The organism is Streptomyces populi, from assembly GCF_002911015.1.
In the GTDB taxonomy this organism is placed as follows: Bacteria; Actinomycetota; Actinomycetes; order Streptomycetales; family Streptomycetaceae; genus Streptomyces; species Streptomyces populi.
Window position 1 is genome coordinate 42,248 of the sequence record NZ_KZ626883.1, and the last position, 18,119, is coordinate 60,366.

The 18,119-nt window shown below is 71.7% G+C and carries 12 protein-coding genes; 5 read left to right on the plus strand and 7 right to left on the minus strand.

Going from position 1 to position 18,119, the window contains the following annotated elements:
- Positions 1-8: 8 nt before the first annotated feature.
- A complete protein-coding gene (locus CW362_RS22565; RefSeq protein WP_103551335.1) occupies positions 9-215 on the minus strand; it encodes a hypothetical protein in 207 nt (68 codons plus the stop codon).
- Between the two features lie 403 nt (positions 216-618).
- Positions 619-2,049, minus strand: coding sequence for an MFS transporter (locus CW362_RS22570; protein WP_103551336.1), 1,431 nt, complete (start codon positions 2,047-2,049; stop codon positions 619-621).
- 100 nt (positions 2,050-2,149) lie between these two features.
- Here CW362_RS22570 and CW362_RS22575 point away from each other — a divergent pair, with 100 nt between their 5' ends.
- Entirely contained in the window at positions 2,150-3,142 is a 993-nt protein-coding gene (locus tag CW362_RS22575; RefSeq protein WP_103551337.1) for a helix-turn-helix transcriptional regulator, read from the plus strand.
- 81 nt (positions 3,143-3,223) lie between these two features.
- Here CW362_RS22575 and CW362_RS22580 read toward each other — a convergent pair whose 3' ends face one another.
- A complete protein-coding gene (locus CW362_RS22580) occupies positions 3,224-4,687 on the minus strand; it encodes an MFS transporter (RefSeq protein WP_103551338.1) in 1,464 nt (487 codons plus the stop codon).
- Positions 4,688-4,784: 97 nt separating this feature from the next.
- Here CW362_RS22580 and dusB point away from each other — a divergent pair, with 97 nt between their 5' ends.
- Positions 4,785-5,939, plus strand: coding sequence for a tRNA dihydrouridine synthase DusB (gene dusB / locus CW362_RS22585; protein WP_103551339.1), 1,155 nt, complete (start codon positions 4,785-4,787; stop codon positions 5,937-5,939).
- A 149-nt stretch (positions 5,940-6,088) separates the two neighbouring features.
- On the opposite strand, the gene CW362_RS22590 is transcribed toward dusB, so the two are convergent.
- On the minus strand, positions 6,089-8,026 hold the full coding sequence (locus tag CW362_RS22590) for an amylo-alpha-1,6-glucosidase (RefSeq protein ID WP_103551340.1): 1,938 nt from the start codon (positions 8,024-8,026) through the stop codon (positions 6,089-6,091).
- Complete coding sequence (locus tag CW362_RS22595) at positions 8,023-9,684, minus strand: MGH1-like glycoside hydrolase domain-containing protein (protein WP_240657973.1); 1,662 nt, start codon at positions 9,682-9,684, stop codon at positions 8,023-8,025. The genes CW362_RS22590 and CW362_RS22595 overlap by 4 nt, the downstream gene beginning before the upstream one ends.
- Before the next feature lie 143 nt (positions 9,685-9,827).
- Here CW362_RS22595 and CW362_RS22600 point away from each other — a divergent pair, with 143 nt between their 5' ends.
- Positions 9,828-11,030 carry an ROK family transcriptional regulator gene (locus tag CW362_RS22600; protein ID WP_206301021.1) on the plus strand — a complete coding sequence of 401 codons (1,203 nt, stop codon included), beginning with the start codon at positions 9,828-9,830 and terminating at the stop codon, positions 11,028-11,030.
- A 473-nt stretch (positions 11,031-11,503) separates the two neighbouring features.
- Positions 11,504-14,245, plus strand: coding sequence for a pyruvate, phosphate dikinase (gene ppdK / locus CW362_RS22605; protein ID WP_103551342.1), 2,742 nt, complete (start codon positions 11,504-11,506; stop codon positions 14,243-14,245).
- A 246-nt stretch (positions 14,246-14,491) separates the two neighbouring features.
- On the opposite strand, the gene CW362_RS43410 is transcribed toward ppdK, so the two are convergent.
- Together CW362_RS43410 and CW362_RS22610 are read right to left on the minus strand one after the other, a co-directional pair.
- Positions 14,492-15,169: a hypothetical protein gene (locus tag CW362_RS43410; RefSeq protein WP_162684181.1), complete on the minus strand. Its 678-nt coding sequence runs from the start codon at positions 15,167-15,169 to the stop codon at positions 14,492-14,494.
- 624 nt (positions 15,170-15,793) lie between these two features.
- On the minus strand, positions 15,794-16,123 hold the full coding sequence (locus tag CW362_RS22610) for a hypothetical protein (protein WP_103551343.1): 330 nt from the start codon (positions 16,121-16,123) through the stop codon (positions 15,794-15,796).
- A gap of 188 nt (positions 16,124-16,311) precedes the next feature.
- Here CW362_RS22610 and CW362_RS22615 point away from each other — a divergent pair, with 188 nt between their 5' ends.
- The gene (locus CW362_RS22615; protein WP_103551344.1) at positions 16,312-18,024 is read left to right on the plus strand and encodes an LCP family protein; all 1,713 of its coding nucleotides are present in this window, start codon (positions 16,312-16,314) and stop codon (positions 18,022-18,024) included.
- Positions 18,025-18,119: the final 95 nt, after the last annotated feature.

Here is an 18,119-nt window from a genome sequence, read left to right on the forward strand (position 1 = left end):
GGCCGGTGTCAGGTGTCCTTGGGGTCGACCGTCGCCTGGTGCTCCTCGGCCAGGTGTTCCTCCGCCTTCAGCCAGGGAAGGAACTGGGTGTTCTTGCGCCAGCCGCACGTCTCGCACCGGATGGTGCGCTGGACGCCCGCCCGTTGCACGTGGACGGTGTGCTCGCGGCCGTGCTGGTCCCAGCGGCTCACTTTGCTCGTGTTGATCTGAAGCATGACACCTCCTGGTTCTCCCGCTTCGTCTGCGCAGCAAGGAGTGTGCAGCATGGCGAAGATCAACGGGGGTTCTTCGGAGGCGAGTTGGGCGCGGGCGCGCTCGCGGTCGGGACGGGGCCGGGTGTCCCCGTGGCCCCGGCGGCGGTCCTGGCGGCGCTGACCTGGTGTTCTGTCCATCCGCCGGTCCGCCGGTCCGCCCGTTCGCCGGTACCGCGGCCGCCGCGGCACGCGCCCGGCGGACGGCGCACCGGCGTGCGACGAGGGCTTACGGTCCGGCGCGCCGGGACCCGCCCCGGGCGGAGCGGGCCCGCCCGACGCGGACCGGCGGACGCCGGCGGGGACGGGCGGGGCCCGGAGAACACCGGCGAAGCCCGCCGGCCGGGGCCGGCCGCGGGCGGGACCGTCAGCGGATCGTGCGCGGCAGCCGCAGGCTCAGCGCGGCGGTCAGGGCCACCCCGGCCAACTGGACCAGGAGGGTCGTCACCAGGGCGTCCCGCATGCCGTGGGCCGGGACCAGGGACAGGAACAGGGTGCCGAGGGTGGCCACCCCGACGGCGAGCGCCGCCTGCTGGGTGGTGGCCATCACGCCGCTGCCCACGCCGGCCCGCGCGGCCGGCACCTCGGAGAGGATGATCCGGATCAGGACGGGAAGCTGGAGCGCCTGGCCCGCGCCGGCCACGGCCGCTCCGGGCAGCAGTTCCACCACCCCGAGGTCCGGCCAGGAGCGCCAGGCGGCCAGCGCGATGAGGGTCAGACCCACGGCCTGGATCAGCCCGCCCGCGGTGACGACCCGGGTGCCGAAGCGGGCGATCAGCCGGGGCCCGCACAGGGAGGTGACGAAGAAGACGACCGCCATGGGCGCGAGGGCCAGCCCCGCCGGGACGGGACCGAGGCCCTCGCCGCGCTGGAGGGCCACCGCGATCACGAACATGAAGCCGCTGAACCCGATGGAGAACGGCACGATCATGATCAGACCCCGGCGCAGCGAGGTCAGCTCGAACAGGCTCGGCGGGACCAGGGGAGTGCGGCCGGAGCGGTCCGCCCGGCGTTCGACCCGGTAGAAGGCGGTGGCCGCGAGCGGGAACAGGGCGAGGGACACCCAGGTCCACAGCGGCCAGCCCGCCGCCCGGCCCTCGGTGAGCGGGGCGAGCAGCGCCAGCAGGGAGACCGCGAGCAGGATCGTGCCGGGGGCGTCGACCGGCTCCGGACGCTGGGAGCGGGTCTCGGGGACGGCACGGCGGGCCAGGACCAGGCCGAGCACGACGACGGGCACGTTCACGAGGAACACCGAGCGCCAGCCGGTGCCCGCGACGTCGGCCGCGACCAGGAGGCCGCCGAGGATCTGCCCGGCCACCATGGACAGGCCGGCCGTGGCGCCGTAGAGGCCCATCGCCTTGGCGCGGCGGGGTCCGGAGGTCGTCGCCTGGATGGTGGCGAGGACCTGCGGCAGCATCGCCGCGGACGCCGCGCCCTGGGCGACGCGCGCCGCCACCAGGGTCCACGCGGTGGGCGCGAGACCGCAGGCGAGCGAGGTCAGGCCGAAGGCCGCCATCCCGCCGAGGAAGAGCCGGCGGCGCCCGAACAGGTCGCCGAGGCGTCCGCCGAGGACGAGCAGGACGGCGTACGCGACCCCGTAACCGGCGACGACGAGTTCGAGGACGGCCTCGCTCGCGTGCAGGTCCTGCCCGATGGTGGGCAGGGCGACGTTGACGATGAAGAAGTCGATCAGGGGCAGTGCCGCGCCGAGCAGCACGGTGAAGAGTCCGAGGCCGCTGAGCGCGGGTGGCGCCGTGGGGGCACGGACGGTGGTCGTGAGAGTTGCGGTTTCGGTCACGCCCCTAGAATTCTCCCGTACTCAAACGGGTACCAGAGTCTTCTTATCCTGGTATCACCACTACCTGGAAACAGGCTGCGGCAGGCGGCAGGCTGGAGGCATGACGACGATGGCACGGCAGACGACCACCGGTACAGACCCCGTGCGACCGGCGGCGGCCGGCCCGGAACCGACGGGAACCCCGGCCGGGCCCGGGGCGGGGGCCGGCGCGGCGTCCGGTGCGGGGGAGATCCGGCGGCAGGAGCTGGCCGCCTTCCTGCGCAGCCGCCGCGAGCGCATCACGCCCGAACAGGTCCAGCTCCCCCGCGGCCGCCGGCGGCGCACACCGGGGCTGCGCCGCGAGGAGGTCGCCCAGCTCTCCGCCGTGGGGGTCACTTGGTACACCTGGCTGGAGCAGGCCCGCGACATCCAGGTCTCCGAACAGGTCCTCGACGCGCTGGCCCGCACCCTGCTGCTGGACACCGGCGAGCGGGCCCACCTCTTCCAGCTGGCCGGGGCGGTCGACCCCACGCCCGCCGCGCAGTGCCCGGTGATCACCCCGGCGCTGCGCCGGATCCTGACGCAGCTGGAGCCGGTTCCGGCCTGCATCCAGAACAGCCGGTACGACATCCTGGCGTACAACCGCACCTACGCGCGGCTGATGATGCGCGACCTCGACGCGGTCCCGCCCGCCGACCGCAACTGCGTGCTGCTCGCCTACACCCACCCGGAGTGGCGCGAGTCGATCGTCCTGCTCGACGAGACCACGCGGCTGATGGCCGCGAAGCTGCGCGCGTCGATGGCCGGGCACCTGGGGGAGCCCGCCTGGAAGACGCTGCTGAAGCGGCTGCGGGCCGAGTCGGCGGAGTTCCGCGAGAACTGGGACCGCTACGAGGTGGCCGTCACCCGCGGCAAGACCAAGCAGTTCGTGAACCCGTACGTCGGTCTCGTCACCGTCGACCACACCGACCTGTGGCTCGTCCCCGAGCTGGGCGCCCGCATGGTGACGTACCCGCCCCACGACGAGGAGAGCCGGAAACGGTTGGAGAAGCTGTACGCGATCGCGCTGGAGGCCGGGACCGGGGCGGACGCGGAGCCGGTGGGGGCGGTCTGACCCGGGGACGGACCGGCGTCCGTCGGCGGCCCCGGTCCGGTCCGGGCCCCGGGGCAGCCGGTCGGCCGCTCGCCGGTGCCGTCAGGCGGCCGAGGCGCCCTGGGCCCGTACGCCCGCCGCGTCCCGGATCTCCGGGGACTCCAGCAGGAGGGCCGTGCGGTCGGCCGACGCCCGGGCCCGGCGTCCGCTGCTGAGCAGGCCGAGGACGAGGACGGCGACACCGCAGGCGGTGATGATCCACCAGCCGGGGCGGGACGCCGCGACGAAGGTGTCGCGGTAGGCGTCGGCCCGGATGCCCGAGGCGAGGGCCGCGCCGATGACGGCGACCCCGAGGGTGCCGCCGATCTGCCGACTGGTCGAGGCGACGGCGGCGGCGACGCCCGCCTGGGCGCGGGGCATGCCGGAGACGGCGGTGTTGGTGATGGGCGCGTTCACGAAGCCGAAGCCGAGGCCGAAGAAGACGTAGCCGACGACGAGCGTGACGTTCGAGGTCTCCGCCTCGAACGCGGCGAACAGCACACCGCTCACGGTCATCGCGGCACCGGCGATCAGCAGCGACGGCCGGGGACCGCGGCTGCCGACCAGACGCCCCGACACGGGCGCGCAGACGAAGCACAGGAACGCCATGGGCAGCATCCACAGGCCCGCGTGCAGGGCGTTCAGACCGCGCACGTTCTGTAGGTACAGCGTCGACAGGAACAGGAAGCCGTTGAGGGCGGCGAACGCGCTCACCGCGATCACGGTGGCCCCGCTGAACGGTATCGAGCGGAAGAAGCGCAGGTCGACGAGGGGCTCGTCGCGCCGGGGCTCGTACCACAGCAGGCCGAGCAGCGCGGCGAGCGCGATCGCGCCGAAGGTGAGGGTGTGGGCGGTCCCGGAGGTGGGCGCCTCGATGATCGCGTACGTCAGGGAGCCGAGCAGGACGATGACGAGGAGCTGGCCGACCGGGTCGGGGCGGCGGGCCTTCGGGGCACGGGACTCGGGGACGAAGCGCAGGGTCAGCAGGAGCGCGGCGAGGCCGACGGGGAGGTTGATCCAGAAGATCGACCGCCAGCCCACGGTGTCCACGAGCAGTCCGCCCACCAGCGGTCCCGCGGCCATGGAGATGCCGACCACGGCACCCCAGACGCCGATCGCGCGGGCCCGCTCGCGCGGGTCCGTGAAGGTGTTGGTGATGATCGACATCGCCACCGGGTTCAGCATCGAGCCGCCGACGGCCTGGACCATCCGGAACGCGATGAGGGTGTCGAGGTTCGGGGCGAGGGAGCAGAGCACCGAGCCGATGGTGAACAGCACCAGGCCGGCCATGAACACCCTGCGCCGGCCGACGCGGTCCGCGGTGGAGCCCGCGAGCATCAGCAGGGAGGCCAGTACCAGGGTGTACGCGTCGATGGTCCACTGCATGCCCGCGACGCTCGCGTGCAGTTCCTGCTGCACGGAGGGCAGGGCGACGTTCAGGACCGTGATGTCGAGGCTCACGATCAGCAGACTCATGCAGCAGATCGCGAGCACCAGCATCCGGTGCCGGGGGCTGAGCTCAGGCATGTTCCTCAGCCTACGTCGCTTTCGATAGTGTGTCTAACTAATGACCGCTACACGATCTTCCGCGCGAGCACCCGGCGCCGTACGCCACAATGGGGGAATGCCCACGCCCACGTCCACCGTGAACTCCTCGCTCTCGATCGGCCCCCACACGGCGCAGCCGCCCGTCGTCCTGGCCCCCATGGCCGGGATCACGAACGCGCCGTTCCGCACGCTGTGCCGCGAGTTCAGCGGCGGCAAGGGCCTGTTCGTCAGCGAGATGATCACCACGCGGGCGCTGGTCGAGCGCAACGAGAAGACCATGCAGCTGATCCACTTCGACGCGACCGAGAAGCCGCGCTCGATCCAGCTCTACGGGGTCGACCCCGCCACCGTCGGCAAGGCCGTCCGCATGATCGCGGAAGAGGACCTGGCCGACCACATCGACCTCAACTTCGGCTGCCCGGTCCCCAAGGTCACCCGCAAGGGCGGCGGCTCCGCCCTCCCCTACAAGCGCAACCTGCTGCGCGCGATCCTGCGCGAGGCCGTCAGCGGCGCGGGGGACCTGCCCGTCACCATGAAGATGCGCAAGGGCATCGACGACGACCACATCACCTTCCTCGACGCGGGACGGATCGCGGTCGAGGAGGGCGTGACGGCCATCGCGCTGCACGGCCGGACCGCCGCCCAGCACTACGGCGGCACCGCCGACTGGGACTCCATCGCCCGGCTCAAGGAACACGTGCCGGAGATCCCCGTCCTCGGCAACGGCGACATCTGGTCGGCGGACGACGCGCTGCGGATGGTGCGCGAGACCGGGTGCGACGGGGTGGTCGTCGGACGCGGCTGCCTCGGCCGGCCGTGGCTGTTCGGCGACCTGGTGGCCGCCTTCGAGGGCCGCCCCGAGGACTACGCGCGGCCGACGCTGCGCGAGGTCGCGGCCGTCATGGTCCGCCACGCCACGCTCCTCGGGGAGTGGATCGGCGACGAGACGCGGGGCGTCATCGACTTCCGCAAGCACGTCGCCTGGTACCTCAAGGGCTTCGCGGTGGGTTCCGAGATGCGCAAGCGGCTCGCGATCACCTCCTCGCTCGCCGAACTCTCCGACGGGCTGGCCGAGCTGGACCAGGACCAGCCCTGGCCGGCGGGCGCCGACGGCCCCCGCGGCCGTACCTCCGGCAACAACCGGGTCGTCCTGCCGGACGGCTGGCTGAAGGACCCCTACGACTGCGCGGGCGTGTCCGAGGACGCGGAGCTGGACACCTCCGGCGGCTGACCGGCTGACCGGCTGACCGGCTGACCGGCTGACCAGCCCGGCGGGGCTGCCGGCCCGCGGAGCCGCCGGCCCGCCGGGCGGCCGGTGCGCGCCGCCCGCGCGCACCGGACCACGGGCCGCGCACCCGCACGGTGCCGCGGCCCCGGTGTTCAGGCGCCGCCCACCGCCGCGAGCAGGGCCAGCGGCGCGGCCGCCGAACGGGACTCCCGCACACAGGCGTGCGGGTAGGGCACCGGCTGGGCGTGGGTGTCACGGCCGTAGCCCGCGATGACCTCGGGGAGGCGGTGACCCGTGGCCGTGGCCGCGTCCACGAGCGCGTGCGCCACCGTACGGGCCTCGTCGTGCAGTCCGTACCGCGCCAGCCCCAGGGTGATCAGCGCGTTGTCGTGGGGCCAGACCGAACCGCGGTGGTACGACAGCGGGTGGTACGCGGGCTGGCCCGCGGCGAGCGTGCGCACACCCCAGCCGGAGAAGAAGTCCGGTTCGAGGAGGCGGCGGCCGACCAGCTCGCCGTACTCCTTGTCCAGCAGCCCGGACCACAGCAGATGGCCCGCGTCCGAGGCGAGCGCGTCGACATGCCGGCCGTCGCCGTCGAGCGCCAGCGCGGGGAAGGCCTGTTCGCTCATCCAGAAGTCCCGCTGGAAACGGTCGCGCAGGTCGGCGGCGGCCTGTTCGAGGAGCGCCGCGTAGACCTCGTCGTCCCAGACCGCGCGGGCGAGCTGGGCGGTGCGGCGCAGCGCGTCGTACGCGTATCCCTGTGCGCCCGCCGCCATCACCGGGCCGGTGGGGCGGCTGCCGTCGGCCGAACAGATGGCGCCGGGGGAGTCCTTCCAGTTCTGGTTCGCGAGGCCGCCGCCGTCCGCGCGGTAGACGAGATAGCCGCGCGAGGTCAGCCCGCCGTGGTCCAGCATCCAGCCGACCGCCGCCCGGGCGTTGGGTTCCAGCCTGCGGGCCAGGGCCGTGTCGCCGGTCCGCTCGGTGTAGGCGCCGAGCAGCACCAGGAACAGCGGCGTCGCGTCCACCGAGCCGTAGTAACGCCCGTACGGCACCTGCCCGAAGTGGGCCAGCTCGCCGTGCCGCACCTCGTGCACGATCTTGCCGGGCTGGGCGACCGCGCCCGCCCCCACCTCGGCCGCCTGGGTGGCGGCCAGCGCGGGCAGGGTGGCGGCGGCGAGCTGGGGCCGGTAGGGCAGCGCGAAGAGCGAGGTGAGCAGCGCGTCGCGGCCCAGCAGGGTGAGGAACCAGGGGACTCCGGCCGCGGGCACCCGCAGCTCCTCGCCGTCCGGGCCCGTCGCCGGCACCTGGAGGACCGCCAGGTCGGACAGGCCGCGCGCGCAGGCGGCGGCCAGTTCGGGCCAGCCGGTCGGGAAGGGCACGCCCTGCGCGAACTCGTCCTCCAGGGCGAGGAGCCGTTCGCCGGCCGCGGCGGGCGAGGCGGGGACCCGCGGTTCGTGCGCGGCGCCGTGCGGACGTGCCGCGACGCGCAGCGCCAGCTCCGCGGAGCCGTGCGGTTCGAGGTCGAGGGTCCACACCAGGCGGCGCGCGCCCGTGCCCGTCTCCTCCACCCCGTCCGGCGCGGGCTCGGAGGTGACCGTCGTACGGGACCTCCACTCCCCGCGCCGGTAGCTGAACTCCACCCCGTCGTCCAGGACCTGGCGTTGGCGCACGACACCCGTCTTGGCGTACGTGCGGTGGTCGGAGCGCAGTTCGAACTGGTCGGTGAAGTCGGCGTCCGCGGTGACCGCGATCCGGACCGTGGTGGCCGTCGGGCGGTTGCTGGTGACGCGCAGCTCCTCCACGAACGAGCCCTCGGAGACGGCCTGTTCACGGAAGAGCGTGTAGGCGGGCGGTTCGTTGCGGCCGCCGCGCGGCACCAGCACGCAGCGTGCCGTGTCACCGGCCGTGACCGGTGTCAGCGCCTCGGGCACCGCGCCGTCCACCGTCAGCTGCCAGCGGCTGAGGTGCCGGGCGTCCCGGACGAACAATCCGTCCGGAGAGCCGCCGCCCCGCACTCCGCTGATGTCCCCGCCGTCGCCCACGGCGGCGAACGTCCCACCGTGCACGAGCAGATGATGCCGGTCCGTCATCCCCGGTCCCCTCCCTTGGCTTCCGTCCCGAATCCGAACAAGCGCCGTTCCGTACCGCCGGTGCCGGCACAGGCCCCGGCGTCGGCGCCGGGTGCCGTGTCGGTCAACGCGTCGTGCCCCTGCGGGGACACGACCGGTGCCGCCCCGGGGGACCCGTGCAGCAGATCGAGCGTCAGCGCCGCCGTCCAGCTGAAACCGAGTGCTCCGCAGGCCTCGCCGGTGAACGGGTCCACGTACTCCGCGAACCCGGACTCCCCGGCGGCGTCCAGCAGGGCGGCCCGCAGCGCGTCCGCCCGTCCGTGCTCGCCGTGCAGCCGCAGTCCGCGCTCCAGCAGCCAGTTGGTGTTGAACCAGGCGGGCCCCCGCCAGTAGCGGTGCGGATCGAAGGCCTCGCCGGTCAGGTCGTAACTGGGCGCGAGGCGGGCCGCTCCGCCCAGCCCGAAGTGCGGCCCGCACGCGGTCCGTACGAGCGCCGCCGCGATGTCGCGCGGCAGCGCGGGCAGGACGAGGGGCAGCAGCCCGGCGACACTGCGCTCGGGGATCAGCGCGCCGGGCCCGCCGGTCCGGCCGCTTCCGCGGTCCCCGCCGGTCCGGCTGTTCCCGCCGTCCCCGTCACTTCGCCCGTCACGGCAGAAGAACATGCCCTCGGCCGGATCCCACAGCCGCTCCACCAGCGCCGCCGTCAGCCGCTCCGCGCGCGCGTGACGGGCCGTCCCCGTCGCGCCCAGCTCCCGCGCGATACGGGCCAGCGCGTGTTCCGAGGCGATCAGCAGGGCGTTGAACAAGGGGTCCTCGACGGCGAACTCGCCGCCGCCGTCGGCGTATCCCCGGTCCCGGTAGTCCGCGGCCAGCCGTACGTACCGCCCGTAGTCGAGGTCCGTCGGCCGGTCCTCGGGGGCGCCGTGGTCGAGGTCGGCGCGCCGGAAGGAGCGGGCGGGAGCCGGGGTGACGCGGCCGAGCGGGGCGTCCCAGCACGGGCTGTTGTCCATGCCCTGCTCCCAGGGGTGGACCACGCTGGCCAGGCCGCCGCCGCCCAGGTCCCGGCGGTGCAGGAGGTAGCGGTGCCAGGCCGCCAGGCGGGGATACATCCGGGAGAGGAACGAACGGGCCCTGGACAGCCCCGGGTCCGCCCGGTGCACCAGCCACACCGCGAGCGCGTGCACCGGTGGCTGCACGATGCCGGACGTCTGTACCGTGCGCGGGGCGCCCGCGGAGCGCCCGGCGGTCGAGGAGCGCCAGAAGTCGGGGCTCGGGAAGTACGCGTCGAGCGGGACGGAGGGGTTGAACACGATGTGCGGCACACGCCCGTCGGCCCACTGCGCGCCGAGCAGGGTCTCCAGCTCCGTCTGCGCCCGCAGCGGGGACAGATGGCGCAGGCCGATCGCGATGAACGCGGAGTCCCAGGACCACTGGTGCGGGTACAGGCCGCGCGAGGGAACCGTGGAGGTCCCGGTCCAGTTGTCGTCCAGCACCCGGGAGGCCCTGAGGTGCAGCGACCCCGAGGGTCCGACGGGATCGTATACGGGTGGTCCGCTCGGGACGGATCCGTCCCGAGCGGGTGGGCGGGGCGGGCCGGAGGCGTGCGCGGGAGCGCCGGTGGTGCGCACGGGGGTCACGGGCTCCGTGTGCAGGGCGGTGAGCTGGGTTGTGCTGTCCACTCAGGTCTCCCCGAAGACGTCCGGCCGACCGGTTCGGCAGCATCTGCCGTAGGGTTACGTCTATTTAACACGCAAAACTCAATATGTAATGCAGAGTTGGGGAACGCAAGAGGGTGTGCGCGACGGAAAGGCGGGGAGTGACCGTGAGGACCGGGAACCAGGCAAGCGCGGGAGAACTGCTCGAACTGGTGCGCAGCGGCCGGGCCACCACGCGCGGCGCGCTCCAGCGGGCCACCGGTCTGTCGCGGGCCACGGTCGGCCAGCGCCTGGACCGGCTGTTCCGTGCGGGCTGGCTCCGCGAGGGGGCGGGCGGACCCGTCGGCTCGCCGCTCGGCGGACGGCCCTCCATCACCCTGGAGTTCGACGACGAGCACGCCGTCGTCCTCGCCGCCGACCTGGACACCCGGCACGGCCGGGCCGCCGTCCTCACCCTGACCGGCGAGATCCTCGCCGAGCACGCGGGCCCCTTGGTCGTCGACGACGGCCCCGAGGCGGTCCTCGGTGAGCTCGGACGCTGGTTCGCCGAGCTGGTCGCCAAGTCCGGGCGGAGCGCCGACGCCGTCTGCGGCATCGGGCTCGCGGTGCCGGGCCCGGTCGACAGCGAGACCGGCCGCGTGGTCCAGCCGCCGATCATGCCGGGCTGGGACGGCTACGACATAAGGGGCCGGCTGGGCCGGGCCTTCGCCGAGCACGCGGGCGCCGGAGCCGCCCGGGTCCCCGTGCTCGTCGACAACGACGCGAACCTGATGGCGTACGGGGAGCAGCGCGCCGGCTATCCGGACTGCTCGGCGTTCGCGCTGGTCAAGGTCTCCACCGGTATCGGCGCGGGGATGGTCGTCGGCGGCAGCGTCTACCGGGGCGTCGACGGCGGTGCCGGCGACATCGGGCACATCCGGGTGGGCGCCGACGCGCTGTGCCGGTGCGGCTCGTACGGCTGTCTGGCCGCCGTCGCCAGTGGTGGCGCGGTGGCGCGCCGGCTCGCGGAGTCCGGGGTCCCGGCCGCGTCCGGCTCGGACGTGCGCGAGCTGCTGGCGGCCGGGCACCCGGAGGCGACGGCCCTCGCGCGGGAGGCGGGCCGGCAGGTGGGGGACGTCCTGGCCACCGTGGTGACCCTGCTCAACCCGGGCGTGCTGATGATCGCCGGGGATCTGGCCGGAACCCCCTTCCTCACGGGCGTCCGGGAGCTGCTGTACCAGCGGGCGCTGCCCCGTTCCACCGCCCATCTGGACGTGGTGACCTCCCGGCTCGGCGAGCGCGCCGGGCTCGTGGGCGCGGGGGCGCTGGTCGTGGAGCACCTGTACGCGCCGGAGCGGGCCGAGGAACGGCTGGCGGCGCTCGGGGTGTGACGGGCGGGGCTCGCGCGCGGCGGCGCGGTGCGGCATCCGTGTGAGACATCCGTGTGTCGTGCCCGTATCCCCGTGTGTCGTGCCCGGATCGCGGTCCGCATGGTGAAATCTGGCTCCTCCCGGTGGCGTGATTCTCGCCACCCTTGATAGGGGTCACGCTCAGATGAGCGGATCTTGCGCGGTTGCACTTCCCTAAGGGGTGGCACTCAGTGCCACCGCCTGATCGTTCATCGATTAAACTCAGACGTGTTAAAGCGTGCTCGTTTGAGCGCCTAGGGCGATCTGTCCGCGCTGATTCGTTCAAGAAGTGAAAACATCACCCCCCGATGGCTTGCCAAGCCTTGACTTTGGATCTGGTGGCGGACGAACGGTTACAGGCGCATGACGCGCGAGTGGACGTACCCAGACGCCTTCGATCTGGGTATGTTCCCCGTCGTCAGGGCAGCCACCGCGACGTCGAGGAGTCGAGACTCGTGTCGGAAAACAAAGATCCCCATGTAGCCGAAAGCGGCGTTGGTGGAGCGAAGTTCGTTTATGACTTCACCGAGGGCAACAGGGACCTCAAGGACCTGCTCGGGGGCAAGGGTGCCAACCTCGCCGAAATGACCAACCTGGGTCTTCCCGTCCCGCCCGGCTTCACCATCACCACCGAGGCGTGCAAGACCTACCTCGACAGCGGCGAGGAGCCGGCGGCACTGCGTGACGAGGTGAGTGCGCACCTCGAGGCCCTCGAGGCCAAGATGGGCAAGAAGCTCGGCCAGGCCGACGACCCCCTGCTCGTCTCCGTCCGTTCCGGGGCGAAGTTCTCCATGCCCGGCATGATGGACACCGTCCTGAACATCGGGCTCTCCGACAAGTCCGTCCTCGGGCTCTCCAAGCAGTCGGGCGACGACCGCTTCGCGTGGGACTCCTACCGCCGTCTCATCCAGATGTTCGGCAAGACGGTCCTCGGCGTGGACGGCGAGCTCTTCGAGGAGGCCCTGGACGCGGCGAAGGACCTCAAGAAGGTCACCGTCGACACGGACCTCGAGGCGGCCGACCTCAAGAAGCTCGTCACCAAGTTCAAGAAGATCGTCAAGACCGAGGCCGGCCGGGACTTCCCGCAGGACCCGCGCGAGCAGATGGACCTCGCCATCAAGGCGGTCTTCGACTCCTGGAACGGCGACCGCGCCAAGCTGTACCGCCGCCAGGAGCGCATCCCGCACGACCTCGGCACGGCCGTCAACATCTGTTCGATGGTCTTCGGCAACCTCGGCCCCGACTCCGGCACCGGCGTCGCCTTCACCCGCGACCCCGCCTCCGGCCACCAGGGCGTCTACGGCGACTACCTCCAGAACGCCCAGGGCGAGGACGTCGTCGCCGGTATCCGCAACACGGTCCCGCTCGCGGAGCTGGAGTCGATCGACAAGAAGTCGTACGACCAGCTCATGGGGATCATGGAGACCCTGGAGAACCACTACAAGGATCTCTGCGACATCGAGTTCACCATCGAGCGCGGCCAGCTCTGGATGCTCCAGACCCGCGTCGGCAAGCGCACGGCGGGCGCGGCCTTCCGCATCGCCACGCAGCTGGTGGACCAGGGCCTGATCGACGAGGCCGAGGCGCTCCAGCGCGTCACCGGCGCCCAGCTCGCCCAGCTGATGTTCCCCCGCTTCGACGAGAAGGCGAAGGTGGAGCAGGTCGGCCGCGGCATCGCGGCCTCCCCGGGCGCCGCGGTCGGCAAGGCGGTCTTCGACTCCTACACCGCCGTGAAGTGGTCCCGCTCCGGCGAGAAGGTCATCCTGGTCCGCCGGGAGACCAACCCCGACGACCTCGACGGCATGATCGCGGCCGAGGGCATCCTGACCTCCCGCGGCGGCAAGACCTCCCACGCGGCCGTCGTCGCGCGCGGCATGGGCAAGACCTGTGTCTGCGGCGCCGAGGAGCTGGAGGTCGACACCAAGCGCCGCCGGATGACGGTGCCGGGCGGTCACGTCGTCGAGGAGGGCGACCTGATCTCCATCGACGGCTCCTCCGGCAAGGTCTACCTGGGCGAGGTCCCGGTGGTCCCCTCCCCGGTCGTGGAGTACTTCGAGGGCCGGATGCACGCCGGCGCCGACGACGCCGACGAGCTGGTCGAGGCCGTCCACCGGATCATGGCCTTCGCCGATCGCAAGCGCAGCCTGCGCGTACGCGCCAACGCCGACAACGCCGAGGACGCGCTGCGCGCCCGCCGGTTCGGCGCCCAGGGCATCGGCCTGTGCCGCACCGAGCACATGTTCCTCGGTGACCGGCGCGAGCTGGTCGAGCGGCTGATCCTCGCCGACACCGAGGAGGAGCGCGAGGAGTCCCTCCGCCAGCTGCTGCCGCTTCAGAAGAAGGACTTCGTGGAGCTGTTCTCCGCGATGGACGGCCTGCCCGTCACCGTCCGCCTGCTCGACCCGCCCCTGCACGAGTTCCTGCCCGACATCACCGAGCTGTCGGTCCGCGTCGCCCTCGCCGAGTCCCGCCAGGAGCCGCACGAGAACGAGCTGCGGCTGCTCCAGGCCGTGCACCGGCTGCACGAGCAGAACCCGATGCTGGGCCTGCGCGGTGTGCGCCTCGGTCTGGTCATCCCCGGTCTGTTCACCATGCAGGTACGGGCCATCGCGGAGGCGGCCGCCGAGCGCAAGAACGCCAAGGGCGACCCGCGCGCGGAGATCATGATCCCGCTCGTCGGCACCGTCCAGGAGCTGGAGTTCGTCCGCGAGGAGGCCGACCAGGTCATCGCCGAGGTCGCGGCCGCCACCGGCACCGAGCTCAAGCTGTCGATCGGCACGATGATCGAGCTGCCGCGCGCCGCGGTGACCGCGGGCCAGATCGCCGAGGCCGCCGAGTTCTTCTCCTTCGGCACCAACGACCTGACCCAGACGGTGTGGGGCTTCTCCCGCGACGACGTGGAGGCCTCGTTCTTCACGGCGTACCTGGAGAAGGGCATCTTCGGCGTCAGCCCGTTCGAGACCATCGACAAGGACGGCGTCGGCGCGCTGGTCGCGGCGGCGGCGAAGGCGGGCCGCGAGACCCGTCCCGACATCAAGCTCGGCGTCTGCGGCGAGCACGGCGGCGACCCGGAGTCGGTCCACTTCTTCCACGAGGTGGGTCTGGACTACGTCTCCTGCTCCCCGTTCCGCATCCCGGTCGCGCGCCTGGAAGCGGGTCGCGCGGCCTCCAGCTCGAAGGGCAGCGACCACCGCTAGCCCGAACGGCTGCAAGACCCCGGAGCCGCCGTCCGTCCCCGACCCTCAACACCGATGGGCGGCGGCTCCGGTCCACGAGAAGGGGCGGCACCCTGTGCGGGGGTGCCGCCCCTTCGTGCGTTCTCCGCGGCGACTGTCGAGGTACGGCGCCGAGCAGGTCGAATGGCGTTTGCTGACGTTGAGCCCGCGTGACGCCGTTGTGCCCTCGTTGTGCCCCGTACCTGCCTTCAAGCCTTCCGTCGCGTCCTATGTCACGTTGAACGTCACGGTCTTTGTGATCGTCCCGCCGCACCGAGGTGCGCTTTCAGTGGCTGTGATTTGATACGCGCCCTTTGGCGTTGACCCGCCCACCTTGAAGGTCGACTGCCATCCACCCTGTGTGCCGACGCTCGGGCTGGCCGACGGCGTGTTGAAGACGGCTTTCGAGCCGTGCGGCAAGGAGATGTGCACGGTCCCGCCGCCCTGCCAGCTATTTCCCTTGATCAGGAAATTCGTGCCTACAGGTCCACTGCCGGGTGTGATGAAAATCGATGGTGCACACTTACCCGACTTCGTTCCCGTGCTCGGAGCCAGGTAGACGAACTGTGCGGTAGCGGCACCGCCACTTCCCGTGATGGCCGATACGTCGACCACGAGTCGTTTGTCACCCAGGTCGGGGATGGTGATCGTCGTCCGGAACGTCCCGCCGGCGTTCGGAGCGGCAGTGCCGACTTGTGATCCGTTGATGTTGATCGGGGTCTGAATGTGACGAGATCCGTTTTCTTGCCATCCGCTCCCGGTAACCGTGACCTTGGTCCCCGCGGTACCCGATGATGGGTGCAGGCTGATGGATTCTCCGTAGGCGGAGGCCGGTGAGGGGAGGAGCAGTACGGCGAGCCCGAATGTCGCCAGGGCAGCCAAGAAGATGATGAAGCGTCTTTTCATGATTCTTGCTCTCCTGGTGCAGTCGAACGCTGCGCATCCATCGGCGTGTAAATGCCGGGCCCGCGCAGGCGGTACGACGTAACCGAATAGGAAGAGAGGGGGCTGGGTCGCGTCCCGTCGCCAGGGACTTCTTCACCTTGCCCAGCGAAGCGGTGATGTGATTCCCGAGCTTCGCGATCGAGTGCGCATGACCCTGGATGCCCGCTTCATGTCCGCTTCACTCAGCCTACGTTGACCTGCCGGAAGGTGCTACCCGCGAGTGCTGCATCCGACCATCAGCCGCCCCTGGGCCGGGCCACGGTGTGGATCGGTACGGAGTTCATCTCGGTTGCCGGTCCGCCCCATCTCGTCGATCCTGTCTGCTCAACACGTAGAGCGGGGAGGGGTTCACCCTCTCCGCGATGTGGGGCTTCGGCGGCGAACGACCGTGGAGCGAAGTGCCCACTGTGCTGAAGCCACTCCTCGATCACCCTGACGTCGGCGGTGACGACCTCTCGCCCGCCGGCTGGCCGCCGTCCTGCGTCTCTGCATCGAGAAGAACGTATCGCTGTGCTTCCTGTGACTCCGTCGATCACTGAACCCCACTTCAGGCAGGATCATGACTCATCGTCACGTCGTTCCTCTTCAATAGTTCTTGACCACGAAGGCCACGCACGTGGTGGGTCCCATGCCGCTGGCCACCAGACTGGTCCGGAACGAGTCGGGGAGCGGTTCTGGTGGCTCGAAGTGCGTGAGTGTCTCACCTTTCCCCGTGAATCGGCTGCCGTCGTGCTCGCACGAGATGTGGTTCTTCTCGGGCCGCGTCCACACGGCCTCCCCGGAGTCGCAAGGGCCCGGCTTCCGCGCGTAGTAGGGCGCGCCGGGGGTGGGCTGCCCGGCGTCCGTGGCGGTCGCCCGATCTTCAGCGGGGTGCGGTGCGAGGAGCTGCGTACCGGGGTCCCCCTGGGCTCGCATGCCGGCCCGCCGTCGTCGGATCACATTCCAAGCCCCTTGTCCAGCAGTGTTGTTGTACGTCACCCGAACGCAACCATCGGTCGCATTCGCATGTCCGAACAGGTGTCCCGGGGTCGGCCGCGGGGCGGATCCGGTACGGGCCGGGTGGCAGGACCCCGTGAGGGGTGACACAGCACAGATGGAGGACCGTGGACACGCAAGGCGGCAGGAACATCGACCCTGCGGACCAGTGGGTTCTCGACCCGGAGACGGGTGACTACCGGCTGCGGGAGGGTACCGGCGACGCCCCGGCCGTCACGGTGCCGGCGCAGGGAGGCCGTCGCGCGCGCCGCGAGGGGGAGCGGCGGTCCGCCCCCGAGCCGGACGAGGGCGACGGCGGCAGCGGCAGCGGCACGGGCGGGGGTGCCCGCCGCGGCGGCGCGGGGAGGTCCCGGAAGGCCAAGCGGTCCACGAAGCGGAAGGTCCTGATGTGGACCGCGGGGACGCTGGGTTTCGTGCTGGTGGCGGGCAGCGCCGGGGCCTATCTGCTGTACCGGCACTTCAACGACAACATCAGCACGGTGGACGTCGGCTCCGCGGGCAGCAAGAACGCGACCAGCGACGACGCGGTGAACATCCTGGTCATCGGCACCGACAGCCGAATAGGCCTGGGCGGGAAGTACGGAGACGCCGGCAGCGTGGGCCACGCCGACACCACGATCCTCTTCCACGTGGCCAAGGACCGGTCGAACGCGACGGCGATGAGCATCCCGCGCGACATGGTCACCGGCATCCCGGCCTGTCCGACCAAACAGAAGGACGGCTCCACCAAGACGATCAAGGGGACGCCCAAGGCGACGTACAGCCCGCGCTTCAACGAGAGCCTCGGGCAGGCGGGCCGCGACCCGGGCTGCACCATGCGGACCGTCACCGCGCTCACCGGCCTGCCGGTCGACCACTTCATCCTGGTCAACTTCGAGGCGGTGAAGACCCTCTCCACGGCGGTCGGAGGCGTACCGATCTGCCTCACCCACGCCATCGACGACACGGACGAGCGGGGCCAGGGCTCCCATCTGCGCCTGCCCGCCGGCCCGCACACCGTCCAGGGCGAACAGGCGCTCCAGTTCGTCAGGACCCGCCACTCGCTGAAGAACGGCAGCGACCTGGACCGCATCGACCTGCAGAAGCAGTTCCTGGGCTCGATGATCCGTCAGATGAAGTCCGGCAACACCCTCACCGATCCCCGGAAGCTCTTCAAGCTGGCGAACGCGGCCACCAAGTCGCTCACGGTGGACACCGGGATCGGCGGTGTCGACAAGCTCACCGCCCTCGCCAAGGACCTCAACCAGGTCGATCCCGAGCACATCACCTTCACGACGTTGCCGGTCGTCGACAATCCGGCCGAGGGGAAGAACCACAGGACCGTGGTGGTCGACGAGGCCAAGGCGCCCGCGCTCTTCACGGCGCTCAAGAACGACGTCTCGCTGACCGAGGTCGCGAAGAAGCCCACGGCCTCCGACGCCAAGCTGAAGGGCCCCAAGGCGGACCCGTCGCGGGTCCGGGTCACCGTCTACAACGGCGGCGGCCCCCAGGGGGCGGCGCAGACCACCCTGGAGTGGCTCCAGAACACCAAGGGCGTCGCCCACTCCACCAACGGCGGCAACGCCCCCGGTGTGCGGCAGGACCGTACGACCCTGGCCTACGGTCCCGACCAGGCCGACCAGGCCAGGGCCCTCGCCGCGATGATGGGCCTGTCCGCCTCGGCGCTCCACCCCGGCGAGGACGGCTCCCGGGCCGGCACCGACATGACCCTCACCCTCGGACGTGACTTCAAGGGCCCCGGAGTGCCCGTCACCGGCCGGGCCGAGCCTCCGGCCGGCGTCCCGCAGTCACAGGCGGACAAGAACGTGTGCGTCGGCTGACGGCGGACGGGCCGGCCGGGGTCCCCGGGAGCCGCTCGGACCCGGGGCGCCGAACGGGGTAGCCCCGGGTGCACCGGGCCGTCGCGGGTTCCAGC

What these genes read in the sequence shown, in the direction of transcription:
- CW362_RS22565 (WP_103551335.1), bottom strand. Translation starts at nt 215, where the DNA reads ATGCTTCAGATCAACACGAGCAAAGTGAGCCGCTGGGACCAGCACGGC.
- CW362_RS22575 (WP_103551337.1), top strand. Translation starts at nt 2,150, where the DNA reads ATGACGACGATGGCACGGCAGACGACCACCGGTACAGACCCCGTGCGA.
- CW362_RS22580 (WP_103551338.1), bottom strand. Translation starts at nt 4,687, where the DNA reads ATGCCTGAGCTCAGCCCCCGGCACCGGATGCTGGTGCTCGCGATCTGC.
- dusB (WP_103551339.1), top strand. Translation starts at nt 4,785, where the DNA reads ATGCCCACGCCCACGTCCACCGTGAACTCCTCGCTCTCGATCGGCCCC.
- CW362_RS22590 (WP_103551340.1), bottom strand. Translation starts at nt 8,026, where the DNA reads ATGACGGACCGGCATCATCTGCTCGTGCACGGTGGGACGTTCGCCGCC.
- CW362_RS43410 (WP_162684181.1), bottom strand. Translation starts at nt 15,169, where the DNA reads ATGAAAAGACGCTTCATCATCTTCTTGGCTGCCCTGGCGACATTCGGG.
- CW362_RS22610 (WP_103551343.1), bottom strand. Translation starts at nt 16,123, where the DNA reads ATGCGAGCCCAGGGGGACCCCGGTACGCAGCTCCTCGCACCGCACCCC.